The organism is Kosakonia sp. S57 (assembly GCF_016516575.1).
Taxonomy (GTDB): Bacteria; Pseudomonadota; Gammaproteobacteria; order Enterobacterales; family Enterobacteriaceae; genus Kosakonia; species Kosakonia cowanii.
In genome coordinates, this window is the sequence record NZ_JACVUL010000001.1 from 161,917 (window position 1) to 185,109 (window position 23,193).

Consider the following 23,193-nt stretch of genomic DNA (forward strand, 5'->3'; position numbering starts at 1 on the left):
GAATGATATAGCGACGGTAATGCAAGCGATCAATTACAACGAGATGACGGGATTGAACCTGACGGTTCGAAAAACGACCTCATCGACTCTGCAGGAGTCAATTGAGCGTTTATCGTCAGGCTTTCGAATCAATGGCGCAAAAGACGATGCGGCAGGCCAGGCCATCGCCAATCGTATGCGTTCTAACAGCAACGCAGACACCGTGGTTTCCCGCGGGCTTGATGACGCCATCAGCATGGCGCAGACCGCCGATGGTGGCCTGAGTACCATTAGTGAACGGCTGATTCGCGCTAAAAGCCTGGCTATCCAGGCTGGCAACAGCACGCTTTCCGACAGCGACAGACGCAGCATACAGAATGAGTATCAAAGCATTCTGGATACCATTCAGTCGATTTCCGAAGGCACCGAGATTTTCGGCTCTTATCCGCTGGCAACGGACGCGCCGGAACTTCCGCCAGCACTTATCGGCGATGTTCCGCCGCTGAGTACGAAATTTCCGGTGAGCGGAACGGACTATTCGTTCAGCTCAGGCATCGTCTCGCTGGCCTATATTCCTGCGGGAGCGAAAAATATTACTATTACCATCGACTCACTCGGTCTGGATGACGATATCCAGCTCTTTACGCGTGACGGTAAACATCTGGCTGGTACGCCGATTAATGGCAGTGACCCGGATTACACCTGGAAAAGCCGCGGCATCACGGATTCAGCAAAGGCGACCAGCCGCGTTTTGACCGCATCGAATGGCTTTAAGAGTGGCGCCACTTACGATGACTCGTTACTGATTGAGGGTGGCTCTTCCTGGGCATTAAATGGTAGTTCGACGCTCGCCTATAATGGCATGACCATCAAATACAGTGGTGACGGCGATCGTTATGAGTCCGGTGCTGCCTACAATGATGGCAGCAATGGTTCGAACCGCCTTGAGCGTTTAACGATCGATAATGTCACCGAAGATCTTGTTGTCATGGTCGTCGGTAGCGGCTCTTTTACCAGCAACCTGACCTGGGGCGAGCTGCCAAAACCGACCATTACGCCGGAAGTGCCACCTAAGCAGAGCAGGCCGTGGGAAGTGGTGACCAGCGCCACTGTCGGGGATGAGATCAAATCAACGACCATTCCGACCACGCCCGCGGATGTTAAATCCCTTGGCTTAACCGGCACGGATCTGCTGTCAGAAACCACTGCTGGTAAGGCGATGGGCAAACTCGACCAGGCGCTGGAGAAAGTGAGCGGTTACCGCGCGCAATATGGCGCTTTTATTAATCGTTTTGAATCAAACAAATCGGTGCTGGCGCAGCAGAGTATCGCCACACAGGCGGCAAAGAGCCGGATAGAAGATGCAGATTACGCGCTGGAAGCGAGCAAGATGGCTAAAGCACAGCTGTTACAGCAGGGTCAGGACGCCGTGCTAAAAGTGGCGAACCAGGCGGCGGAGAATATTCTCTCTCTCCTGCGTAGCTAATACTTTGAGATTTAACGCAACCAGAGATAAGCGTTATTCGTGCACTTTTTATAAATAACTTTTCAGAATCGACTCATTATTAAGTCTGTCTTGCCAAATTTAAAAACCGGTACCGCATAATCCGGTTTTTAAATTAAGCAGATGAAACTGCTAAGAATAATCTTTATTCCCATCCACCGGCTACCAGCGTATGCGCATTAAAAGCAGCGTCATTAGTACCTTTTACTGCATGCGTGCCGGGGATCATGTTTGAACCCGCTTCGATGCTGGTGATGTGGTTAGTAGATTGTGCAGGCTGTGCCGCGAAAGCGCTGAAAGAGAGCGCAGAAATAACCAGCGCGGCGGCGGTTGTTGTGATTGTTTTCATGATTGAATTCTCTTGCTGAAATAGATTTAACTGGCCGGGCAGCAGCGTGCCCACAGCAAGAATTGTAGATCTGGATCACACTTTTTCCCAGTCAATTTATTTAGCCGTTCGTGTCAAATAAACTGAATATGTTTCTCAAAGCGGAAATGTGGAGAGAAAGTGCAGGAGCGGACTTAAATAAAATTAACCGACGAATTGCGCACTGAGTGTAAATAAAAACGGGCCGGATAATCCGGCCCGTCCAGTTAAATTTTGTAGCCTAAGGTAATCGACGTTCTGCGATCGGTATGATCCGGTGCCGATGATGGCGGCTCGGAGTTCCAGGTCACGTTATAGGCAACTTTCAACGCGAAGTGGGAGTTAATCGCCACGTTCAGCGCGGTTTCGGAGTTGACAGTGGTATCGTCCGCACCAAACACCGAAACGCCCTGGGTAAATTTCGCATTGTCAGAGAACTGCCACGCATAGGTGCCAGACGCATAGCCCAGCGCCGTCGTTTTGGTATCGCCGTTAGTGTACTTGTCATAACGTACACCCGGACCGAATTCGAGACGGAAGCTGTGAACCGGGCCATTCAGGAACTGACGACCATAACCGGCGGTAGCGATGTCACGGGCGTGGTAACCGTTGTAGCGATCGGTTAACCAGCTCGCCTGGCCAAACAGGTAGTCGTAGTCAGTCATGTTATAACGGCTACGACCACCAACAGCATACTTCTCGGAAGAACGTTCGTCATTAGACGAGGTATTACTGGCGTTGCCCCACAGGGACCAGGCCGTAGAATCGCCATACCATGTCAGGGTAGAGTCAGCCGTCAAAGAGGAACTCTTTGTGTTGCCTGACTGACCGAGATAGCCACCGTTAACATTACCTTCAAACGGTTTTTTCGCGGAGGCGGGGTCATCCATGACAGTAAAAACGGTATCATCTGCGACAGCATTCATCGACGCAAGCACGCCCGCAGCCACAACCAGCGCGGGTACTGTCTTAAAAAGCTTCATTTTTTTAAAATCCGTACAGTAAATGAGACCAACACGGTCCCGGAAACTTTCTTATGGATCAATGACCAATGGTCCGCAGAAAGGTAACAAATTATAAAAAGACCGCTTAAACATATCAATGAAATCTTATTTGATTTTTTGAATAAGAGAGATCTCAGAATAAATGTTATAGATTCCGAAATATCACCGTAAAAATAATATCGTATTTAAAATCATACTGTTATTTACTTTCCCTTCGCTGTAAATGGTGCCAGGCTTACTGCACCCTACGTAACAGGAGGTCAATATGGTATCGATTTATACGCTAACGCTCGCGCCATCTCTCGATAGCGCGACAATAACGCCGCAAATTTATCCGGAAGGAAAACTCCGTTGCACCTCGCCGGTTTTTGAACCGGGTGGCGGCGGCATTAATGTTGCCCGCGCCATTGCCCACCTCGGCGGCAAAGCTACCGCGATTTTCCCGGCGGGCGGCGCAACCGGTGAACACCTGACTGCCCTGCTCGCCGATGAGCATGTCCCGACCCTCAGCGTGCAGACCGCAGACTGGACGCGACAGAACCTGCATGTGCACGTTGAAGCGAGCGGCGAGCAGTATCGCTTTGTGATGCCCGGCGCCGCCCTCAGCGAAGATGAGTTCCGCCAGATAGAAGAGAGAGTGCTGACGATAGAGAGCGGCGCGATTCTGGTCATCAGCGGCAGTCTTCCGCCTGGTGTACAGCTTGAAAAGCTGACGCAGTTGATTACCGTCGCGCAAAAACAGGGGATCCGCTGCATTATCGACAGCTCAGGCGAGGCGCTGGCCGCTGCGCTGGAGATTGGCAATATCGAACTGGTCAAACCCAACCAGAAAGAGCTGAGCGCGTTGGTTGGCCGACCGCTCAACCAACCTCATGACGTATTGCGTGCCGCGCAGGAGATCATTAACAGCGGTAAAGCGCGCCGCGTAGTGGTCTCGCTAGGGCCGCAAGGGGCGCTGGGGGTGGATCAGCAGGGCCATGTTCAGGTTGTGCCGCCGCCGATGAAAAGCCAGAGCACCGTTGGTGCGGGCGACAGCATGGTCGGTGCCATGACCCTCAAGCTTGCCGAAGATGCCCCGCTCGACGATATGGTGCGCTTTGGCGTCGCAGCCGGCAGCGCGGCAACCATCAATCAGGGCACGCGCCTGTGTGCCAGTGAAGATACGCAAAAGATCTACGACTACTTATGCGGTGCTTAAGCGCGTTAACGCAGCGAGAGTCGCTGGCGATAGTCGACAAATAGTCGTCGCCGACTATGCTAAAAAAATTTGCATTAACAATGAGGTGAAATATGAGTAGCGATGGCATCAACCGCTACGTCGTCACGGTGAAATTTCACGATGAGACGCTAACGGATATTAATGAGCTGAATAACCACTTTACACTTGCGGGCTTTCTTATCACCATGGCGGACGACGATGGCAAGGTGCACGATCTGGGCACCAACACCTTCGGCCTGATTAGCGCCTTAAATGAGCAAGAGGTTCATGATCTCGCCAGCGGCCTGGCCGAAAGCGCCGTCGGGCGAAAAACCGATGTCACGGTTTCCACCTGGGAGACGTGGCGGCAACAAGAGCAATAAGTGCCATCCTGCGCCGTGCGTGCGCCTGGTGTGCGTTAAGTCGAATTTTTTCACAGCTTTAGTGCGCTAACCTAATGATCTGGCTGATTACATGGGAGAAATATCATGTGGCAAGCGATAAGTGGTCTGTTAAGCGAGCAACTGGGTGAAGGCGAAATTGAACAACGCGATGAGCTACCGGGCGGCGAAATTCACGCTGCATGGCGCATACGTTACGCAGGACGCGACTGTTTCGTTAAATGTGATGAACGCGCCCTGCTTCCCATCTTCACTGCCGAAGCCGATCAGCTGGCGCTGCTGGCGCGCAGCAATACGGTCCGGGTGCCTGAAGTGTGGGCGGTCGGCAGCGACCGCGACTACAGCTTCCTGGTGATGGAGTATCTCCACGCCCGTCCGCTGGATATGCATAGCGCTTTTTTGCTGGGCCAGCAGCTTGCCCGGCTCCATCAGTGGAGCGATCAGCCGCAGTTTGGTCTCGACTTCGATAACGATCTCTCCACCACCCCGCAGCCAAACGCCTGGCAGCGACGCTGGTCGACCTTTTTCGCCGAGCAGCGTATCGGCTGGCAGCTTGAGCTGGCGGCGGAGAAAGGGCTACAGTTCGGCAATATCGATGCAATTGTTGAACATGTTCAGCAGCGGTTAGCTGGCCACCAGCCGCAGGCCTCTTTACTGCATGGCGATCTCTGGTCCGCCAACTGCGCCCTTGGCCCGGATGGCCCCTATATTTACGATCCCGCCTGCTACTGGGGCGACAGGGAGTGCGATCTGGCGATGTTGCCGCTCCATCCGGATCAGCCGCCGCAGATCTATGACGGTTACCAATCTATCTCCCCGCTCCCGCCCGACTTTCTCGACCGCCAACCGATTTACCAGCTCTACACCCTCTTCAACCGCGCCATTCTCTTCGGCGGTGAACATTTGATGAATGCACAGAAGGCGCTGGATCGGGTATTGGCCGCGTAAAAGTGGAAGGCTAAGAAGCCCGATCGCGAATGCTATCGGGCGCTGTAACTTTACAGAAAGCCGAGCAGCTTAAAGAAGAAGTACCCCGCCACGATGATGATGGCCGGCAGCACATAGAGCGGGAAAATCTGCAGGAAAATGGTGTGGTTTGGCACATTAATACGCGCTTCGATCTGCTCGCGGGTCAGCCCCTCGTCGCCTTTGGCTTTTTCGAGGATCAGCTGGTTTTCCACCCCTTCACGCACAAAGCGTGCCTGGCGGCTCATGCGTGCACCGGAAGCCTGTAAAGCCAGGCCAATAAAGATCAGCGCGGAGATAATCCAGAAGAGAACGTTCAGACCCTGCTGAAAATGGGGCGTCGGCGAGTTGTACCAGAAGAGATTGAGGAATGGCGTATTGAACCGCATCATCTCAATCATCACGTGGGCGAAATCAAGCATCACGGCATTAATACCGGGCTGTTTATCGCTATGCTCATACATAAACTTCAGGATCGAAATAACGGTCGAAATAACGGCCGGAATAAAAATCACCCAACCCAGAACGCGTTTCAGTACGGCGATGCGTCCAGCTTGTTGATACGTCATGGATTCCCCTTGTTGTTGACGCACTGTTTGTGCCTTAGTCTACCTGCTGATAACTATTTTCGCCTGATTTTTAAAGACGCCAGGGTGAACGCATTGCCATACTCACTACCTTCACCCTGTTTAATCACGCTAACCGGAGAGGTGTTATGTCTGCCCCGCGCCAAACAGTTGCAGCAATTTTTGATATGGATGGTTTATTAATTGACTCGGAACCGCTGTGGGATCGCGCTGAACTTGAGGTGATCTCAAGCCTCGGCGTCGACATCACGCGCCGCGGCGAACTGCCTGACACGCTGGGCCTGCGCATCGATATGGTGGTTGATTTATGGTATGCGCAACAGCCGTGGAGCGGTCCGTCCTGCCAGCAAGTGACTGCACAAATTATCGAGCGCGCAATCGCGCTGGTAGAAGCAGAGCGCCCACTGCTGCCGGGCGTGCGTGAAGCGCTGGCACTGTGCAAAGCGAACGGCCTGCGTGTGGGGCTGGCCTCCGCCTCGCCGCTGCATATGCTCGAAAAAGTTTTAGCGATGTTCGACCTTCGTGACAGCTTCGATGCACTGGCCTCTGCCGAGAGCCTGCCTTACAGCAAACCGCACCCGCAGGTTTATCTTGATTGCGCGGCGAAACTCGGTGTCGATCCCTTAGCCTGCGTGGCGCTGGAGGATTCCGTAAACGGGATGATTGCCAGCAAAGCGGCGCGCATGCGTTCGATTGTGGTGCCCGATGAGGAGCATCGTGCCGATCCGCGCTATGTGCTGGCGAATGTCAAACTCGACAGCTTGCAGCAGCTCACCGCTGCACATCTGCTCGGTTAATAATGTGCAGGAGCAGCGCAAAGCTGCTCCTGCATCACAAAAATATTGAAACATGATTTCATTTGTTTGTATTTTACGCTCCCGCCTTCTATTCTGATCCGCAGGCATTGACGCCCGTCACGACATGACATCACGCCGGAGTAGATATGATACTGGATGCTTTTAAGCTAACGGATAAGGTGGCTCTTGTAACCGGATGCGATACCGGTCTGGGCCAGGGCATGGCAATAGGGCTGGCGGAAGCAGGCTGCGATATTGTCGGTGTTAACCGGAAAATCCCTCATGAAACGGCAAAACGCGTCGAGGCGCTTGGCCGCCGATTTCACGCGATTCAGGCCGACCTGCGCGACCAGCAGCAGCTGGCCTCGATTGTCGATCAAGCGGTGGCGAAGATGGGACACCTTGATATTCTCATCAATAACGCCGGAACTATCCGCCGCTGTGACGCCATCGATTTCAGCGAAAAGGATTGGGATGAGGTGATGGATCTCAACCTCAAATCGCTCTTCTTCCTCTCCCAGGCTGTCGCCCGACAATTTATCGCCCAGCGCAGCGGCGGCAAAATTATCAATATTGCCTCGATGCTCTCTTACCAGGGCGGCATTCGTGTTCCCTCTTATACCGCCTCAAAAAGCGGCGTGATGGGCCTCACCCGCCTGCTGGCGAATGAGTGGGCGAAGCACAATATTAACGTTAATGCGATTGCGCCCGGCTATATGGCGACCAACAATACCCAGCAGTTGCGCGAAGATGCTGAACGTAATCAGGAGATCCTCGATCGTATTCCCGCGGCTCGCTGGGGTACGCCGGAGGATTTACAGGGCGCGGCGGTTTTTCTCGCCTCTTCGGCGGCTGACTACATAAATGGCTACACGCTAGCGGTCGATGGCGGCTGGCTGGCGCGCTAAATTAGCAGGATTGTGACAAAGAGTTACACCGTCACCTCTTCCGCCTACTGTACAAACATCCTATACTGTATGCATCGACAGTTTAGCGAGTTTGATCATGACGGCGGAAGGACACCTGCTTTTCTCCATAGCCTGCGCGGTGTTTACCAAGAATGCCGAATTGACGCCCGTGCTTGCACAGGGCGACTGGTGGCATATTGTGCCTTCAGCCATTCTCACCTGCCTGCTGCCGGACATCGATCACCCGAAATCCTTCCTCGGCCAGCGGCTAAAGTGGATCTCAAAACCCGTTGCGCGCGCCTTTGGTCACCGTGGGTTTACCCATAGCCTGCTGGCGGTTTTTCTTGCGCTTACCCTCTTTGCCTTAAAAGTGCCTGACAGCTGGATCCTGCCGACGGACGCGCTGCAGGGTATGGTTGTCGGCTATCTTAGCCATATCGTTGCAGATATGCTCACGCCCGCCGGCGTGCCGCTGCTGTGGCCCTGCCGCTGGCGCTTTCGACTACCCATTCTCGCGTCACAAAAAGGTAACCAGATGGAGCGTGTGCTCTGCATGGCCCTGCTCACCTATGCCGTGTGGATGCCGCAAACCTTGCCCGAAAATGGTGCAATCCGCTGGTCATCCGAAGCGATAAATATTCTGCAAAATGAGTTCAATCGCTTTATTGATCGCCAGATTGCACGATAAATAGTCGCTTTTGAACACTTCGCTATAAAGCATTCCATTTGGATATAAGCCGCCCCGGGCACTTCTGCTAACCTTGCGCCACAGGATGACCTCGATGTCATCAATATAATGAAATCAGGAGAACGGGGATGAATTTTCCATTAATCGCGAACGTTGTCGTGTTCGCTGCACTGCTGCTTTTGCTGGCGCAGGCGCGCCACAAACAGTGGAGCCTGGCAAAGAAAGTACTGGTTGGTCTCGGGCTTGGCGTGGCATTCGGTCTCGCGCTGCAGGCTATTTACGGTGCCGATAATCCGGTGCTGAAAGAGTCTATTCAGTGGTTCAACGTAGTCGGTAACGGCTATGTGCAACTGCTGCAAATGATTGTGATGCCGCTGGTTTTCGCCTCGATCCTCAGCGCCGTTGCACGTCTGCACAACGCGTCGCAGCTGGGCAAAATCAGTTTCCTTACTATCGGCACGCTGCTGTTCACCACGCTTATCGCCGCGCTGGTGGGTGTGCTGGTGACCAATCTGTTTGGTCTTACCGCTGAAGGGCTGGTGCAGGGCAGCGCAGAAACCGCGCGTCTGAACGCCATTCAGAGCAACTACGTCGGTAAACTGGCCGATCTGACCGTGCCGCAATTGCTGCTGTCGTTTGTGCCGAAAAACCCGTTTGCCGATCTGACTGGCGCAAGCCCAACGTCGATCATCAGCATCGTTATCTTTGCCGCTTTCCTCGGCGTTGCCGCGCTGAAGCTGCTGAAAGATGATGCGCCGAAGGGCCAGCGCGTGCTGACCGCCATCGACACGCTGCAGAGCTGGGTGATGAAGCTGGTACGTCTGGTAATGCAACTGACACCGTACGGCGTGCTGGCGCTGATGACCAAAGTGGTTGCTGGCTCCAACATCCACGACATCATCAAGCTGGGCAGCTTTGTTATCGCCTCTTACCTCGGCCTCGGCATTATGTTCGTGGTACATGGCGTGCTGCTGGGCGTGAATGGCGTCAGCCCGCTGAAGTTCTTCCGTAAAGTATGGCCGGTGCTGACCTTTGCCTTTACCAGCCGCTCCAGCGCCGCCTCTATTCCGCTGAATGTGGAAGCGCAGACCCGTCGCCTTGGCGTACCGGAGTCGATCGCCAGCTTCTCCGCCTCCTTTGGTGCGACCATTGGCCAGAATGGCTGCGCCGGTCTCTACCCGGCAATGCTGGCGGTAATGGTAGCGCCGACAGTTGGCATCAACCCGCTGGATCCGATGTGGATTGCAACGCTGGTCGGCATCGTCACCATCAGCTCTGCCGGTGTGGCGGGCGTGGGCGGCGGTGCAACGTTCGCAGCGCTGATTGTGCTGCCGGCGCTTGGCCTGCCGGTTACGCTGGTTGCGCTTCTGATCTCCGTTGAACCGCTGATCGATATGGGCCGTACCGCGCTGAACGTCAGCGGCTCCATGACCGCCGGGACGCTGACCAGCCAGTGGCTGAAGCAGACAGATAAAACCATTCTCGATAGCGAAGAGCACGCAGAACTGGCACATCGCTAAGCTTCCCGCGTAAAAACAAAAACGCCTGCACACTGCAGGCGTTTTTTTATTCCTCTATCTCGCCTTCCTGGCGCATCTGCGTCGCCCAGCGCTGCGCCGCATCCGGCGTAGTGAAGGTCGGCGAGCGGCGGAAATTCTCGCCCATCAACACAAACGCGACATATTTAGCGCGCAGCCTCCAGACATCACGATAACCTTCGACCTTTGACGCATGGTCGGGGGGCGCCGGTTCGACGCGCGGGACATAGCTGATAATGACTCGATTCTGTTGACGAAGCGTTTTCATAAGCGATGCATTCACTAAAGACAAATTTCACACACACGAAAGCCAATGATAGCCGATTGTGACCCCGCGCGTCGCGCCCGGCGTGAGCTTCTCTGCGCGTTTTCAAGGCCGGGCCGGTAAACGGGCGCGACCGGGACATTGTTCTATAGTTAGAAGGGTTAATGGCAATAACCTGCCTTTTTAGTCATGGATAACAGGAGACGAGTTCAATGTCGCAGCATGAGAAAGAGACGCAACCTTCCCGCGCCCCGGTTGATGATGAAAACGAAGCCCGCCCGGGACTGGATTCCCTCGCACCATCCGATAACTCCCACCGCCCTTCGCCAAAACCGACCGCACCCGGTGAAGAGCCCACCGCACCTGGCAGCCTGAAATCACCCGATACCGCCAATGAGAAATTGAATGCGCTGGAGCCGTTCCGTAAGGGCGGCGAGAACGCCGCGCTAACCACTAACCAGGGTGTGCGCATCAGCGACGATCAGAACTCGTTGCGCGCAGGCTCGCGCGGCCCGACGCTGCTGGAAGATTTTATTCTGCGCGAAAAGATCACCCATTTTGACCATGAGCGTATCCCTGAACGTATCGTGCATGCGCGTGGCTCGGCGGCGCACGGGTACTTCCAGCCCTACCGCAGCCTGCAAGATATTACCAAGGCCGATTTCCTCTCCGACCCGGAGAAGATCACCCCGGTGTTTGTGCGCTTCTCAACCGTACAGGGCGGTGCCGGTTCAGCGGATACCGTGCGTGATATTCGCGGTTTCGCCACCAAGTTCTACACCGAAGAGGGTATCTTCGATCTGGTCGGCAACAACACGCCGATCTTCTTCTTGCAGGATGCGCACAAATTCCCCGACTTTGTCCATGCGGTAAAACCGGAGCCACACTGGGCTATTCCGCAGGGTCAGAGCGCGCACGACACCTTCTGGGATTACGTCTCCCTGCAACCGGAAACGCTGCATAACGTGATGTGGGCGATGTCGGATCGCGGCATTCCGCGCAGCTATCGCACCATGGAAGGGTTTGGTATTCACACCTTCCGCCTGATTAACGCCGAAGGGAAAGCGACCTTTGTACGCTTCCACTGGAAACCGCTGGCGGGTAAAGCGTCGCTGGTGTGGGACGAGTCGCAGAAGCTGACCGGGCGCGATCCGGACTTCCACCGCCGTGAGCTGTGGGAAGCGATTGAAGCGGGCGACTACCCGGAGTACGAGCTGGGGCTACAGCTGATCCCGGAAGAGGATGAGTTCAAGTTTGATTTCGACCTGCTCGACCCGACTAAACTGATCCCGGAAGCGCTGGTGCCGGTGCAGCGGGTCGGCAAAATGGTGCTCAATCGTAACCCGGATAACTTCTTTGCCGAAAACGAACAGGTGGCCTTCCATCCGGGTCATATTGTACCAGGGCTCGATTTCACCAACGATCCCCTGTTGCAGGGGCGCCTCTTCTCCTATACCGATACGCAGATCAGCCGTCTCGGCGGGCCGAACTTCCACGAAATTCCGATTAACCGCCCGACCTGCCCGTACCACAACTTCCAGCGTGACGGCATGCACCGGATGGATATCGATACCAATCCGGCCAACTATGAGCCGAACTCCATCAACGATAACTGGCCGCGCGAAACGCCGCCGGGGCCGAAACGCGGCGGTTTTGAGAGCTATCAGGAGCGTGTCGAAGGGCATAAAGTGCGCGAGCGCAGCCCCTCATTTGGTGAGTACTACGCCCATCCTCGCCTCTTCTGGCTAAGCCAGACGCCGTTTGAACAACGCCATATCGTTGATGCCTTCAGCTTTGAGCTAAGCAAAGTGGCACGCCCCTATATTCGCGAGCGCGTGGTCGATCTGCTGGCACATATCGATGTCAAGCTGGCGCAGTCCGTCGCGGAAAACCTGGGTATTACCCTGACGGAAGAGCAGTGCAACATTACGCCGCCGCCTGCGGTAAATGGCGTGGAGAAAGATCCCTCCCTCAGCCTGTATGCCATTCCGGATGGCGATGTGAAGGGCCGCGTGGTCGCGGTGCTGCTGCATGACAATGTTCGCGCGCAGGATGTGCTTACTCTGTTGCAGGGGCTGAAGAACAAAGGCGTGCACGCCAAACTGCTCTACTCACGTATGGGCGAAGTGGTGGCTGATGATGGCTCCCGCCTGCCGGTGGCGGCAACTTTTGCCGGTTCACCTTCGCTGACGGTGGATGGCGTCTTTGTGCCCGGCGGCGATGTCAGCACGCTGCTGCAAAATGGCGATGCGAAATACTACCTGCTGGAAGCCTATAAGCATCTCAAGACTATCGGTCTTGCCGGTGACGCCCGCCAGTTTAAAGGAGTGATCCATGTGAATCCGCAGGGTGAAGAGGGCATTATTGAAGGTGATATCGCGTCCACCGCGCTGGTGGAGGACTTTATCGAACAGCTTTCCGCGCACCGCGTCTGGTCACGTATCAGCAAAATCGATAACGTGCCGGCATAAGGCATAAAAAAACCGGCCAGATGGCCGGTTTTTTGTGTGCTCAGGCGAATCAAAAAATTACTGGAAAGGTTTTTTCTGCTGAGACTGTTGCTGCGGCGCCTGCGGGTCGGTGTCATATTCAGAACAGGTCTGATAACCCGAGTTCAGCACGTGACCGGTCTCATCCAGTGCAACGAAGTAGGTTTCAGTTTTGCCGTTACGCTGACCCAGGATATAGGTCTGGCAGGTACCACGAGCGTGAACCATGCTCACTTCTGATGACGGACGGCCTGCAATCTGCATTACCTGCTGGCGGCTCATCCCTTTTTTCACATCTTTAACGACCGGCTGACTAACCTGATCTTTCGCGCGATCGTAAGCGGTACAACCAGCCAGCATAGTCAGTACTGCTGCGGCGCCCAGAATTCCTGCGATATTCTTATTCATATTCCATCCTCTTTAGTATCCGCTTCTGTATCAGCGTGTTAACTAAGCCTGGAATATAATATTGGAATTTTCAACTCAGGACAGAAAATGATATATCTTTCAGAAAAATCTAATAAAAGTGCGTAAACGACCTGAATCGGCGCAAATTACGGCACGTAAAACTGTGAACCTTGTCGTTTTCCCACGAAGGGGTTAGCTTTAATGAATAACAATTTGCAACCTGCACAGCAGGATTCAACAACGGAGGGGTTAATGGCTCTGCAACAAGAGATTATTCAGGCACTGGGCGTCAAGCCAACCATCAATGCCGAAGAAGAAGTTCGCCGCAGCGTGGATTTTCTGAAAACGTATCTGAAAACCTATCCCTTTATCAAATCACTGGTGCTCGGCATCAGCGGTGGCCAGGACTCGACGCTGGCGGGGAAAATCTCCCAGTTAGCCATCTCGGAGCTGCGTGAAGAGAGCGGCGACAGCGAGTTGCAGTTTATCGCCGTGCGTCTGCCCTACGGCGCGCAGGCGGATGAGCAGGATTGCCAGGACGCGATTGCGTTTATCAAACCTGACCGCGTGTTGACCGTCAATATCAAAGCCTCGGTGCTGGCAAGCGAGCAGGCGCTGCGCGATACCGGTATTGAGCTGAGCGACTTTGTGCGCGGGAATGAGAAAGCGCGCGAGCGTATGAAAGCGCAATACAGCATCGCCGGGATGTGCAAAGGGATTGTTGTCGGAACCGACCACGCCGCCGAAGCGGTCACCGGCTTCTACACCAAGTATGGCGATGGCGGTACCGATATTAACCCGCTGTTCCGCCTCAATAAGCGTCAGGGCAAACAGCTGCTGGCGCACCTTGGCTGCCCGGAGCATCTCTACAAAAAAGCACCGACTGCCGATCTGGAAGATGACCGCCCTTCTCTGCCGGATGAAGCCGCGCTCGGCGTCACCTACGAGAATATTGACGATTATCTGGAAGGCAAAACGCTGGATGAAGCAACCGCCCGCATTATTGAGGGCTGGTATGTGAAGACCGAGCACAAGCGCCGTCCGCCAATCACCATTTTCGACGATTTCTGGAAAAAACAGTAAACCGTAACGACCGCTCAGGCCTACAGATACGCTGTAGGCCTGCTAAGCGAAGCGGTGTCAGCGCCCTTCTTCCCGCCCCACACTTACCTGATCTTTCCAAATGTTTCTTTTTTAACCTGAAGCACCCTGCTACACTGTACAAGTAACCAGTATCAGGAGTTCCGTGTGGCAAGGCGTCAATCGGCCCCGCGTCTTTCATTTGAGGCGGCGGCAATCTATGAATACCCCGAACATCTGCGTCAATGGCTTGAGGCGATGCCTAAGCACCCTGGCGTCTATATTTTTCACGGTGACAGCGAGGCAATGCCGCTCTATATCGGCAAAAGCGTCAATATTCGCAGCCGGGTGATGTCCCATTTCCGCACCCCGGATGAAGCCTCCATGCTGCGCCAGTCAAGGCGCGTCAGCTGGATCTGCACCGCCGGTGAGATTGGCGCGCTGCTGCTGGAAGCCAGGCTTATTAAAGAGCAACAGCCGCTGTTTAATAAACGCCTGCGCCGTAACCGCCAGCTCTGTTCCCTGCGCGTGGAGGAAGGTAAACCGCAGGTGGTCTACGCCCGCGAAGTGGACTTCTCCTCATCGCCGCATCTTTTTGGCCTGTTTGCCAACCGGCGCACGGCGCTGCAGGCGCTGCAATCTATCGCTGATGAAGAGAAGCTCTGTTACGGCCTGCTCGGTCTTGAACCACTCAGCCGTGGCCGCCCCTGTTTTCGCTCGGCGTTAAAGCGCTGCGCCGGTGCCTGCTGCGGGAAAGAGAGCGTTGAAGAGCACAACAGCCGTTTTCTCGCCGCGATGGCGCGTATGCAGCTGGTGTGCTGGCCGTGGCAGGGCCCGATTGGCTTAAAAGAGAGCTTCGGTGAGATGACGCAGTACCACATCATCCATAACTGGCTCTGGCTGGGTTCGGTCAATACGCCAGGCGAGGCGGCAGCTTTACTGCGCACCCCCGCTGGTTTCGATCACGATGGCTATAAAATTCTGTGTAAACCGTTGCTGTCGGGCGAACACGAGATCGTTGAGCTGGCTTAGTGCCCGGCCAGCCACGTGATTTCGCTAAAGAGTAGCTGCCCTTCGGCGCGGAGCAGCCGCAGGGTCTGCCTCCCCTCTTGCCAGCAGGCGCCCTGATCGGCGGTGAGCAGTTTATCGCCCAGCTGCCATGCGCCGCTCAGCACAAACACCACCCCGCCGCGCGAGCCGAAGGTGGTAAAGGTGCGATCGGCGATGCGCACGTTCGCCTGGCAGCGATCGCGGCGGGTCATAATATTAAAATCCATCGACATGCGGCCTTCGCAAAGCTCGGCCTTGACCGGCTGATCCCCGGCGAAGGTGAAGGGCTGGTGGCGTTTCAACGTATGGCGCACGCTGCCGCCGTTGAGCGTCACTTCCCCGCCCTCAATCAGTGTGATCACGCGATCGACGCCGGGAAACGGCGTAAACTCGCCGTTTCCGGCCAGCGAGGCAATGCTGGCGCGCCAGTTAAATTCGCGGGTAGCGGGCGGAAAGCAGCAAATCTCGCGCGTTTCGCCTGCGCCATTTCGCCAGAGATTGACCGGCATTTTGCGAATATCAAAGAATTCCATCATCACTCCTGAATAGCACAGCGATACGCTGCGCCGCTGCTTCTGAAACAGCGTGCATTCTTGTTCTTGTTCACATTGCTATAAACAGGTTATCGGCAGCCAGGCAGCGATGCCTTAGGCTACGACGTAACCAGAGATGTAAAAAAGTATAAACTTCAGATAAGTAGCAACTTCGGGCACACAGGAACAACGAGGATACCGCGCCGGTAGCGGCTGGCAAGAGGCAGGCGAGAAAAAACCGCCGGTTCTGCCCATCATGTGCTACTGGCGATGGGCAAAACCGGCGGTCTTAAGAGGGGTTGACTAAATTATTCAGCCGGTGCAGGAGGCATTTTATCGCCTGCGGCTGGACGTTCTGTCAGACGCTTCTCAAAATTGGCATTGAACTGTTTTTTCTGATCCGGCGTCAGAATGTTGTAGATCTTGTTCTGCGTTTCCATATGTTTGAGCATGTCGGCTTTGCGCTGCTCATCCATCTTATTGATTTGCGCTTCGGCTTTGGCTTTGTCGAAGCTGTCGCTGGCAACAATCTCATGCATCGCGCGCAGTTCTTCCACTGGCGGACGTTTCATCTCTTCACGCTGGCTCTTCATAATGTCGCGGATTTGCGTTTTCTGCGCATCGGTCAGGTTCAGGCCCTGGAACATCATCTCATGCGGCCCTTTTCCTTTGTGATGATGCATCATCGGTTTGGCATCGGCCGGTGCAGCCGGAGCATCATCAGCGTGCGCAAGGCTTGCAGCACCAAACGCCAGGGTAGAGGCAACAAACAGGGCAGTCAATTTACGCATAATATTCTTCCTTACTTCAGTTTTATATACGGCGGTTGCCGTGTTGACGCTAATCATTTTAGCGCTTCAAGCGTCAATTAATCAGAGCGATGGTAAAACAGTGAAAGTATAAAAGTGAGGATTTAATCAAATATGAAGGAAATAAGGATAAACGATGAAGAGTGGAAATAAAAATAAACAAGGCACTGAAATATAAGTTTTTTGTGGAGATAAGTAAAAACTGAGTATGCTATTTTTTTCAGCACTCAACAAGATAATTCCGTAATAAATTCAGAGAGCAAAAATAAGCCCTGCGGTGGCAGGGCTTAACGCTAGGCTATTTTTTCCAGCATTAATCCGGCGCGTAATCCAATCTCGACATTGGGGTTGGGAAACAGCACATACTCCTGCGGGTGCGTCACCACATAGCGCTCGCCGCGATCCTCCGCCAGCAGCGTGCCTTCACTGAACGGGGTAAAGTTCAGCGTCTCATTGTCCATATAGAGGGTAAACGCCTCGCTGCGCCGGGTCAGTTGCTGCACTACCCGGTAACGCAGGGGAGCAAGCTCAGTATCAGGCGCGGGTTCACCGGCAAGCAGCGCCGCCAGCGCCCAGGCGGTGCGCTGAAACTGGCTCAGATCGTTGGCACCAAAGGGCAGCGCTTTGCCCAGCTCCAGCGTGCACGCAAGCGCGTCGAAGCTTTCACAGCTGAAGTGGGTAAAGGTTCCGCCAGGTGCATGATGGAACACCAGTGCTTCAAGCCCGGCCGCGCCGAGCCACGTCAGGAAAGCTTCATCCCACGGCGTGGCGCGCTGCGGCAGGACACCAAAACGCACATGGTGCGAGCCGCGAATGGCGGTATGCAGGTCGAGATGCCAGCGCGTCTCGTCCCCTTCAGAGAAAAAGTGCGTCACCGCCCGCTCAAGCTGCGCCGCGCGGATGGTTTCATCACTCGGCGGAAGTTGCTGCCAGCGCCCGCCGAACATGCGGTTGAGATCGCTTTTGATATAGCGCTTGCCCTGCGCCAGCGCCTGCGGATTGCCAAGAATAATCAGCAATCGCCAGGTCAGCGGCTGCTCACCGGAGAAGAGGTTGTGCAGCAGTTGATCGACAAGCTCCACCGGCGCCGTCTCATTGCCGTGAATGGCGCAGGAGATCACCAGCGAACGCCCTACCGGCTGCGGCGGCACCAGCTCAAGGATCCCCTGCTCATGCCACAACCAGTGAATACCGCCCGCTTCACCGGACATCTTGCGTGGAATATCGCCCGCAATGGTTGCTGCCAGAAAGTTCTCCATACCGCCTCCGCTTAACGCTGAAAAAGATAAACCGACCCGAGATCCAACAGTTGAGTGAGGCGATCCAGCGCTTCACGCCCTTCGCGCAGCAGCTGCGGATCGGCTAAATCGGCCTGCGTGAGACGGTCGCGATAGTATTTGTCTACCCACGCATTGAGCGCAGCAAACAGCGTATCGTTCATCATCACCGCCGGGTTGACCGCCCGCTGCTCCGCCTCGCTCAACACCACCCGCAAACGCAGGCAGGCTGGCCCGCCACCGTTCGCCATACTTTCGCGCAGATCGAAGACCTTAAGAGCGCTAATCGGGTTATCCTGCGCCAGCAGGTCGTTGAGGTAACGCCAGACGCCCGCATGCTCCTGCGACTCCTGCGGCAACACCAGCGTCATGCCTCCATCATCATGGCTCAATAATTGACTATTAAACAGGTAAGTTGCCACCGCGTCTGTGACCGATACCGCCTGTTGTGGCACTTCGATCGCCATAAAGCCTGGCACTTTTGCCGCAAGCTCTGCCAGCAGTTGAGGCTGCCCGGCAAACGCCTGCTCGTGGCAGAACAGCAACTGGCGATTGGAGACCGCAATCACATCATTATGGAACACGCCCTGATCGATAACCGCCGGGTTTTGCTGAGCATAGACCACCTGATGCGCACGCACCTGGTTGAGGCGGGCAACGGCCTGGCTCGCCTCCAGCGTCTGGCGCGCCGGATAACGCCCGGGAGCCAGTTCATTGCCCTCTTCGCGGCCATACACAAAGAGCTGCACCCCCGCATCGCCATACTCGCCGCCGAAGCGGTTATGGTTGGCAGCGCCTTCATCGCCAAAACGTGCCACCTGCGGCAGCGCGCCGTGCACGCTGAAGGTGTGCGGATCGCGGAAAATCGCCCGCAGCAGCGCTTCGGTAGTCGGCGCTTCGATTGAGCGGTGGAACTTATTGTTCAGGTTCGCCACCGTCAGGTGGACTTTGCCATCCTCGGCGTCTGCCGACGGGCAGACGGTGGCGGCATTCGCCACCCACATCGCTGAAGCGGAGCTGGCGGCAGAGAGCAGTTCCGGTGCCTGGGTTGCCGCTTTTTCAACGACCTGTTCATCGCTACCGCGAAAACCTAACTGGCGTAACGCAGCGACGTTCGGGCGCTCGTGAGGCGGAATGACCGCCTGTGGAAAGCCGGCGTCCGCCAGCGCTTTCATCTTTAAAAGCCCCTGCTTCGCCGCCAGCTTTGGGTTGGATCGCCGAAAACGGTGTTTAGTCGAGGCTTCATTACCGAAGGATAAACCCGCGTAGTGGTGCGTCAGCCCGACGAGGCCATCAAAGTTCACTTCACGCGCGCTCATGGCTGCTCCTCACGCAAATGGCCAAGCCCCGGGCTGAGGCTCTGCGGCAGAGAGAGATCCGCCGTCTCAAGGCTCGCCATTGGCCAGGCGCAGTAATCCGCCGCATACCAGGCGCTGGCGCGATGGTTACCGGACGCGCCAACACCGCCGAACGGCGCCGTGCTCGCCGCACCGGTTAACGGTTTGTTCCAGTTAACGATCCCGGCGCGCGCCTCCAGCAGCAGGCGATCGAACTTCTCCCGCTGCGGCGAAATCAGGCCGCAGGCGAGGCCATAGCGCGTGTTGTTCGCAAGCGTAATCGCATCGTCAAAGTCGTCATAACGCCAGACGCAGAGCAGCGGGCCAAACACCTCTTCATCGGGCACGTTGCCCACCGCGGTCATCTCAATAATGCCCGGCGTCAGCAGAGAGGTGCCCGCCGCCAGCAGACGCGGAGCCAGTAACGTTTTACCGCCGCGCGCTTCATGCTCCTGCCAGGCGTGATAGACCTGCTCCGCCGCCTGGGGTGAGATCAGCCCGCCGAAAAAGGGCTGCGGCTCGGCGTCCCAGGCAGCCGGTATCAGCTTGCTGGCGACCTCCACCAGCCTTTTCAGGAAGGCATCGCCCGCTGCCGAGCGTTTCACCAGCAGCCGCCGCGCGCAGGTGCAGCGCTGCCCGGCGGTCACAAAGGCGGACTGGATCGCCAGATGCACCGCCGCATCAATATCATCAGGATCTTCAACAATCAGCGGGTTATTGCCGCCCATCTCCAGCGCGAGGATCTTCTCCGGCTGGCCTGCCAACTGCCGATGCAGTTGATAGCCGGTATTGGCACTGCCGGTAAACAGCAGCCCATCCAGCCCTGCCAGCGCGCTCAGCGCCTGGCCAGTTTCGCGCCCGCCCTGCAATAAATTGAGCACGCCAGCCGGTAAGCCCGCCTGCTGCCACAGTTTCACCACCGCCTCGCCGATCCACGGCGTCAGCTCGCTCGGTTTAAACAGCAGCGTATTGCCCGCCAGCAGCGCCGGGATGATATGCCCGTTTGGCAGGTGGCCGGGGAAGTTATAGGGGCCAAACACCGCCAGCACGCCGTGCGGGCGATGACGCAGGGTTGCCGCGCCGTCGGCCATCTCCGTCTGCTGTTCGCCGGTGCGCGTGTGATATGCCTTTACCGAGATTGCCGCTTTGTTGATCATCGCGGTGATTTCGGTGGCGGCTTCCCAGCGCGGTTTGCCGGTTTCGCGGGCGATGATGGTTGTCAGCTCTTCTTTATTACTCTCCAGCAGCGCGGCAAATTTCTCCACGATCGCCTGGCGGGCGCTAAAGGGCTGGCGCGCCCAGGCGGGGAAAGCCGCGCGCGCGGCCTGGTAAGCCGCCTCGACCTGGGCGCTATCCGCGTCAAAGCCCTGCCACAGCACCTCATGATTCACCGGGTTGGTTTTCTCCCGCCGCGCGCCCTGACCCTTTATCCACTCACCGTTGATCCATAAACTCATTGCGCTCTCTCCTCACCACTCTTCTCTTCCGCACATAGTCGCACCAGCCGGACGCTATCGCCGGGCTGACACTTCAGCGCATCCAGCTCGCCCGCCGACAGCAGCAGCCGTTCCGTCTGCGGGTCAACATTGATCAGCATCGCGCGAAAATCGTCATAGCGCTCATTCGAGACCATGCAGGCTGGCCACTCGCCCGGCGCGCGCTGCCCTTCACCAATCGCCACCAGGCGACTTTTGCGGATCGCCCGCACGCGGTCGATGTCGCACTCCAGCGTCGGCCCGCCATCAAAGATGTCGACATAGTTGCGGTAGCGGAACCCCTCTTTCTCCAGCACCGCGCGCGCAGGCGCGGTTTGTGGATGGACATGACCAATCACCGACTGCGCCTCTTCCGAAAGGAAGTGGGTATAGATCGGGTGTTTCGGCATCAGCTCAGCGATAAACGCTTTCTGCCCGGTGCCGCAGAGATAATCCGCGCGGCTGAACTCCATCGAGAAGAAGCGCTTACCAACGCTCTCCCAGAAGGGGGAGTAACCATGCTCATCAATCACCCCGCGCATCTCGGCAACCACTTTCTCATTAAAGCGATCGCGAAACGCCGCCATAAACATAAAGCGCGATTTCGACAGCAGGTAGCCGTTGCCCGCTTTGCGCCAGGCGGGGTCGAGAAACAGGGTGCAGAGTTCGCTGCTACCGGTGTGATCGTTACTGAGAAACAGCGTCGGCAGCGCGTTGTAGACATTCAGCTCTTTCGAGGCGTGCACCTGAGTGCCGACGCGGTAGTTGTACCACGGGTCGTTAAGCCCGACGGCGACCTCAATGGCGCAGATGCCGCCCACTTCGCCGCTCTGGGTATCTTCCAGCACAAAGACATAGCCCTGCTCGCCCTTCGGCAGCGTGCCTTGCCAGGTCTGGCGGGCGCGCTCAATACGCGCCGCCAGGGTTGCCTCATCGGCGGGCAGTGAAGTTAAACCGCCGCCGGTTTTGCCAGCGAGTTTCATCAGGGCTGCGAGATCGCTTGCCGCGACCGGACGAATCACCATCATGTTGTGCTCTCCGAGAGGAATTTTTCACAGGCGCGGGCAAAGCGCTCAAGGCCGATGCGCACCTCCTCTTCGCTGATGTTCAGCGCCGGGGCGAAACGCAGTACGTTGCCACCGGCAATCAGCACCATTACCCCTTCCGCCGCCGCCAGTTGGGAGATCTGCTTAGCTTTACCGCTAAAGGCGGGCACCAGCTGGCAGCCAATCAACAGCCCAAGGCCGCGAATGTCGCTGAACAGCAGATGGCGGGCGTTGATGGCGTTAAGCTGTTCCGTAAACCACTCGTGGCGCTGTTTGACGCCGTTGAGCATTTGTGGGGTGTTGACGGTATCAAGCAGCGCGCCTGCCACCGCGCCCGCCAGCGGGTTACCGCCATAGGTGGTGCCGTGGGTGCCAACATTCATCACCTTGCCGAAGGTTTCGGTGGTGAGCATCGCGCCAATCGGGAAGCCGCCGCCGAGCGCTTTCGCGGTGGTTAATACATCCGGCGTCACGCCATAGTGCATATAGGCATAGAGCTCGCCGGTACGACCGACGCCGGTCTGCACTTCATCAAAAATCAGCAGCGCATTGTGGCGGGAGCAGATCTCGCGCAGCCCCTGTAAAAAGGCCGGATCGGCAGGCACTACGCCGCCCTCGCCCTGCATCGGCTCAACAATCACCGCGCAGGTGTCGTCGTTAATCAGGGCGCTGGCAGAGGCGAGATCGTTAAAGGTGGCATGCTGGATCTGCGGCGGCAGCGGCGCGAAATCCTGTGAATAGGCGGGCTGACCACCGGCGCTGACGGTAAAGAGCGTGCGCCCGTGGAAGGCATTTTTGAAGGCGACAATGCCGCTCTTCTGCGCGCCAAAGGTGTCATGAGCATATTTACGCGCCAGTTTCAGCGCCGCTTCGTTGGCTTCCGCCCCGGAGTTACAAAAGAAGACGCGGTCGGCAAAGGTGGCATCAATCAGCCGTTTTGCCAGCCGCAGCGCCGGCTCGTTGGTGTAGCCATTACCGGTATGCCAGAACTTCGCCGCCTGCTCGCTTAATGCTTTGCACAGCACCGGGTTAGCATGGCCCAGCGCGTTAACCGCAATGCCACCGGCGAAGTCGATATACTCCGTGCCCTGCTGATCCCACAGACGTGAGCCTTCGCCGCGAACCGGGATAAAGGGCGCAGGCGCGTAGACTGGCAGCATCCATTGATCGAAATTTTCACGCGTAACAGACAGAGACATAGCGACCTCACCGGTAAATAAATGGTTGAATAAATGTTAATAAAAATGACGTTTTCGCCCTTAATGTAGATTGCACGCTTCGTGCCAGCTAGAGGGAAAAATGCATAAACGGTGTGCAACAACGTTATTTCAATAACTTACAACCGATCGCTATTCACTTATCATGCATAAAAAGTGAATAATTTTAGATATTGCGGCGAACCAGGGCGGGATTTAGCGATAGTTTATGCATTTATGAAATTTAATTCTGGAACTGTGATCGTCCGCGAAATTAATTCTGCCAACGCG

At 56.1% G+C, this 23,193-nt stretch carries 23 protein-coding genes; 11 read left to right on the top strand and 12 right to left on the bottom strand.

Annotated features, from left to right (window positions below; all coding sequences use genetic code 11):
* Nucleotides 1–19 precede the first annotated feature (19 nt).
* Complete coding sequence (locus IAE48_RS00805) at nucleotides 20–1,465, top strand: flagellin (RefSeq protein WP_200133135.1); 1,446 nt, start codon at nucleotides 20–22, stop codon at nucleotides 1,463–1,465.
* A gap of 163 nt (nucleotides 1,466–1,628) precedes the next feature.
* Here IAE48_RS00805 and IAE48_RS00810 read toward each other — a convergent pair whose 3' ends face one another.
* Both IAE48_RS00810 and IAE48_RS00815 read right to left on the bottom strand, forming a co-directional pair.
* Complete coding sequence (locus IAE48_RS00810) at nucleotides 1,629–1,832, bottom strand: hypothetical protein (protein WP_054802949.1); 204 nt, start codon at nucleotides 1,830–1,832, stop codon at nucleotides 1,629–1,631.
* 245 nt (nucleotides 1,833–2,077) lie between these two features.
* Nucleotides 2,078–2,833, bottom strand: coding sequence for a YdiY family protein (locus IAE48_RS00815; RefSeq protein WP_200133136.1), 756 nt, complete (start codon nucleotides 2,831–2,833; stop codon nucleotides 2,078–2,080).
* Nucleotides 2,834–3,119: 286 nt separating this feature from the next.
* On the opposite strand from IAE48_RS00815, the gene pfkB reads away from it, so the two are divergent.
* The 3 genes from pfkB to IAE48_RS00830 all read left to right on the top strand — a co-directional run bounded on the left by pfkB (nucleotide 3,120) and on the right by IAE48_RS00830 (nucleotide 5,401).
* The gene (gene pfkB, locus IAE48_RS00820) at nucleotides 3,120–4,052 is read left to right on the top strand and encodes a 6-phosphofructokinase II (protein ID WP_200133137.1); all 933 of its coding nucleotides are present in this window, start codon (nucleotides 3,120–3,122) and stop codon (nucleotides 4,050–4,052) included.
* A 92-nt stretch (nucleotides 4,053–4,144) separates the two neighbouring features.
* A complete protein-coding gene (gene ghoS, locus IAE48_RS00825; RefSeq protein ID WP_094420092.1) occupies nucleotides 4,145–4,435 on the top strand; it encodes a type V toxin-antitoxin system endoribonuclease antitoxin GhoS in 291 nt (96 codons plus the stop codon).
* Between the two features lie 105 nt (nucleotides 4,436–4,540).
* Entirely contained in the window at nucleotides 4,541–5,401 is an 861-nt protein-coding gene (locus IAE48_RS00830; protein WP_094420093.1) for a fructosamine kinase family protein, read from the top strand.
* Nucleotides 5,402–5,451: 50 nt separating this feature from the next.
* Here the strand turns inward: IAE48_RS00830 and IAE48_RS00835 are convergent, their stop codons facing one another.
* Complete coding sequence (locus IAE48_RS00835; RefSeq protein ID WP_200133138.1) at nucleotides 5,452–5,988, bottom strand: YniB family protein; 537 nt, start codon at nucleotides 5,986–5,988, stop codon at nucleotides 5,452–5,454.
* Between the two features lie 146 nt (nucleotides 5,989–6,134).
* Here IAE48_RS00835 and hxpB point away from each other — a divergent pair, with 146 nt between their 5' ends.
* From hxpB to IAE48_RS00855, 4 genes are all read left to right on the top strand, one after another.
* Nucleotides 6,135–6,803 carry a hexitol phosphatase HxpB gene (gene hxpB / locus IAE48_RS00840; RefSeq protein WP_200133139.1) on the top strand — a complete coding sequence of 223 codons (669 nt, stop codon included), beginning with the start codon at nucleotides 6,135–6,137 and terminating at the stop codon, nucleotides 6,801–6,803.
* 146 nt (nucleotides 6,804–6,949) lie between these two features.
* Nucleotides 6,950–7,711, top strand: coding sequence for a 2-dehydro-3-deoxy-D-gluconate 5-dehydrogenase KduD (kduD, locus tag IAE48_RS00845; protein WP_094420096.1), 762 nt, complete (start codon nucleotides 6,950–6,952; stop codon nucleotides 7,709–7,711).
* Between the two features lie 97 nt (nucleotides 7,712–7,808).
* Nucleotides 7,809–8,399, top strand: a complete 591-nt coding sequence (locus IAE48_RS00850) for a metal-dependent hydrolase (RefSeq protein WP_094420097.1) — start codon at nucleotides 7,809–7,811, stop codon at nucleotides 8,397–8,399.
* Nucleotides 8,400–8,527: 128 nt separating this feature from the next.
* Complete coding sequence (locus IAE48_RS00855) at nucleotides 8,528–9,919, top strand: L-cystine transporter (RefSeq protein WP_023481542.1); 1,392 nt, start codon at nucleotides 8,528–8,530, stop codon at nucleotides 9,917–9,919.
* 46 nt (nucleotides 9,920–9,965) lie between these two features.
* Here the strand turns inward: IAE48_RS00855 and cedA are convergent, their stop codons facing one another.
* On the bottom strand, nucleotides 9,966–10,220 hold the full coding sequence (cedA, locus tag IAE48_RS00860; RefSeq protein ID WP_258185103.1) for a cell division activator CedA: 255 nt from the start codon (nucleotides 10,218–10,220) through the stop codon (nucleotides 9,966–9,968).
* A gap of 194 nt (nucleotides 10,221–10,414) precedes the next feature.
* On the opposite strand from cedA, the gene katE reads away from it, so the two are divergent.
* Nucleotides 10,415–12,673: a catalase HPII gene (gene katE / locus IAE48_RS00865; RefSeq protein WP_200133140.1), complete on the top strand. Its 2,259-nt coding sequence runs from the start codon at nucleotides 10,415–10,417 to the stop codon at nucleotides 12,671–12,673.
* Between the two features lie 57 nt (nucleotides 12,674–12,730).
* Here the strand turns inward: katE and osmE are convergent, their stop codons facing one another.
* On the bottom strand, nucleotides 12,731–13,099 hold the full coding sequence (gene osmE, locus IAE48_RS00870) for an osmotically-inducible lipoprotein OsmE (protein ID WP_042716978.1): 369 nt from the start codon (nucleotides 13,097–13,099) through the stop codon (nucleotides 12,731–12,733).
* 252 nt (nucleotides 13,100–13,351) lie between these two features.
* Between osmE and nadE the strand changes: the two genes are divergently transcribed.
* Nucleotides 13,352–14,182, top strand: coding sequence for an ammonia-dependent NAD(+) synthetase (gene nadE, locus IAE48_RS00875; RefSeq protein WP_023481665.1), 831 nt, complete (start codon nucleotides 13,352–13,354; stop codon nucleotides 14,180–14,182).
* A 165-nt stretch (nucleotides 14,183–14,347) separates the two neighbouring features.
* Nucleotides 14,348–15,211, top strand: a complete 864-nt coding sequence (gene cho / locus IAE48_RS00880) for an excinuclease Cho (RefSeq protein ID WP_076769745.1) — start codon at nucleotides 14,348–14,350, stop codon at nucleotides 15,209–15,211.
* Here cho and ves read toward each other — a convergent pair.
* The 7 genes from ves to IAE48_RS00915 form a co-directional block, all read right to left on the bottom strand.
* The gene (gene ves, locus IAE48_RS00885) at nucleotides 15,208–15,762 is read right to left on the bottom strand and encodes an environmental stress-induced protein Ves (protein ID WP_023481716.1); all 555 of its coding nucleotides are present in this window, start codon (nucleotides 15,760–15,762) and stop codon (nucleotides 15,208–15,210) included. The genes cho and ves overlap by 4 nt on opposite strands.
* A gap of 308 nt (nucleotides 15,763–16,070) precedes the next feature.
* Nucleotides 16,071–16,553: an ATP-independent periplasmic protein-refolding chaperone Spy gene (gene spy / locus IAE48_RS00890; RefSeq protein ID WP_094420101.1), complete on the bottom strand. Its 483-nt coding sequence runs from the start codon at nucleotides 16,551–16,553 to the stop codon at nucleotides 16,071–16,073.
* A 311-nt stretch (nucleotides 16,554–16,864) separates the two neighbouring features.
* Complete coding sequence (gene astE, locus IAE48_RS00895; protein ID WP_200133141.1) at nucleotides 16,865–17,830, bottom strand: succinylglutamate desuccinylase; 966 nt, start codon at nucleotides 17,828–17,830, stop codon at nucleotides 16,865–16,867.
* Between the two features lie 11 nt (nucleotides 17,831–17,841).
* On the bottom strand, nucleotides 17,842–19,167 hold the full coding sequence (astB, locus tag IAE48_RS00900) for an N-succinylarginine dihydrolase (RefSeq protein ID WP_200133142.1): 1,326 nt from the start codon (nucleotides 19,165–19,167) through the stop codon (nucleotides 17,842–17,844).
* The gene (gene astD, locus IAE48_RS00905) at nucleotides 19,164–20,642 is read right to left on the bottom strand and encodes a succinylglutamate-semialdehyde dehydrogenase (protein ID WP_200133143.1); all 1,479 of its coding nucleotides are present in this window, start codon (nucleotides 20,640–20,642) and stop codon (nucleotides 19,164–19,166) included. The genes astB and astD overlap by 4 nt, the downstream gene beginning before the upstream one ends.
* On the bottom strand, nucleotides 20,639–21,688 hold the full coding sequence (astA, locus tag IAE48_RS00910; protein ID WP_200133144.1) for an arginine N-succinyltransferase: 1,050 nt from the start codon (nucleotides 21,686–21,688) through the stop codon (nucleotides 20,639–20,641). The genes astD and astA overlap by 4 nt, the downstream gene beginning before the upstream one ends.
* The gene (locus IAE48_RS00915; RefSeq protein WP_200133145.1) at nucleotides 21,685–22,905 is read right to left on the bottom strand and encodes an aspartate aminotransferase family protein; all 1,221 of its coding nucleotides are present in this window, start codon (nucleotides 22,903–22,905) and stop codon (nucleotides 21,685–21,687) included. Before IAE48_RS00915 ends, astA begins: the two co-directional genes overlap by 4 nt.
* Nucleotides 22,906–23,193: the final 288 nt, after the last annotated feature.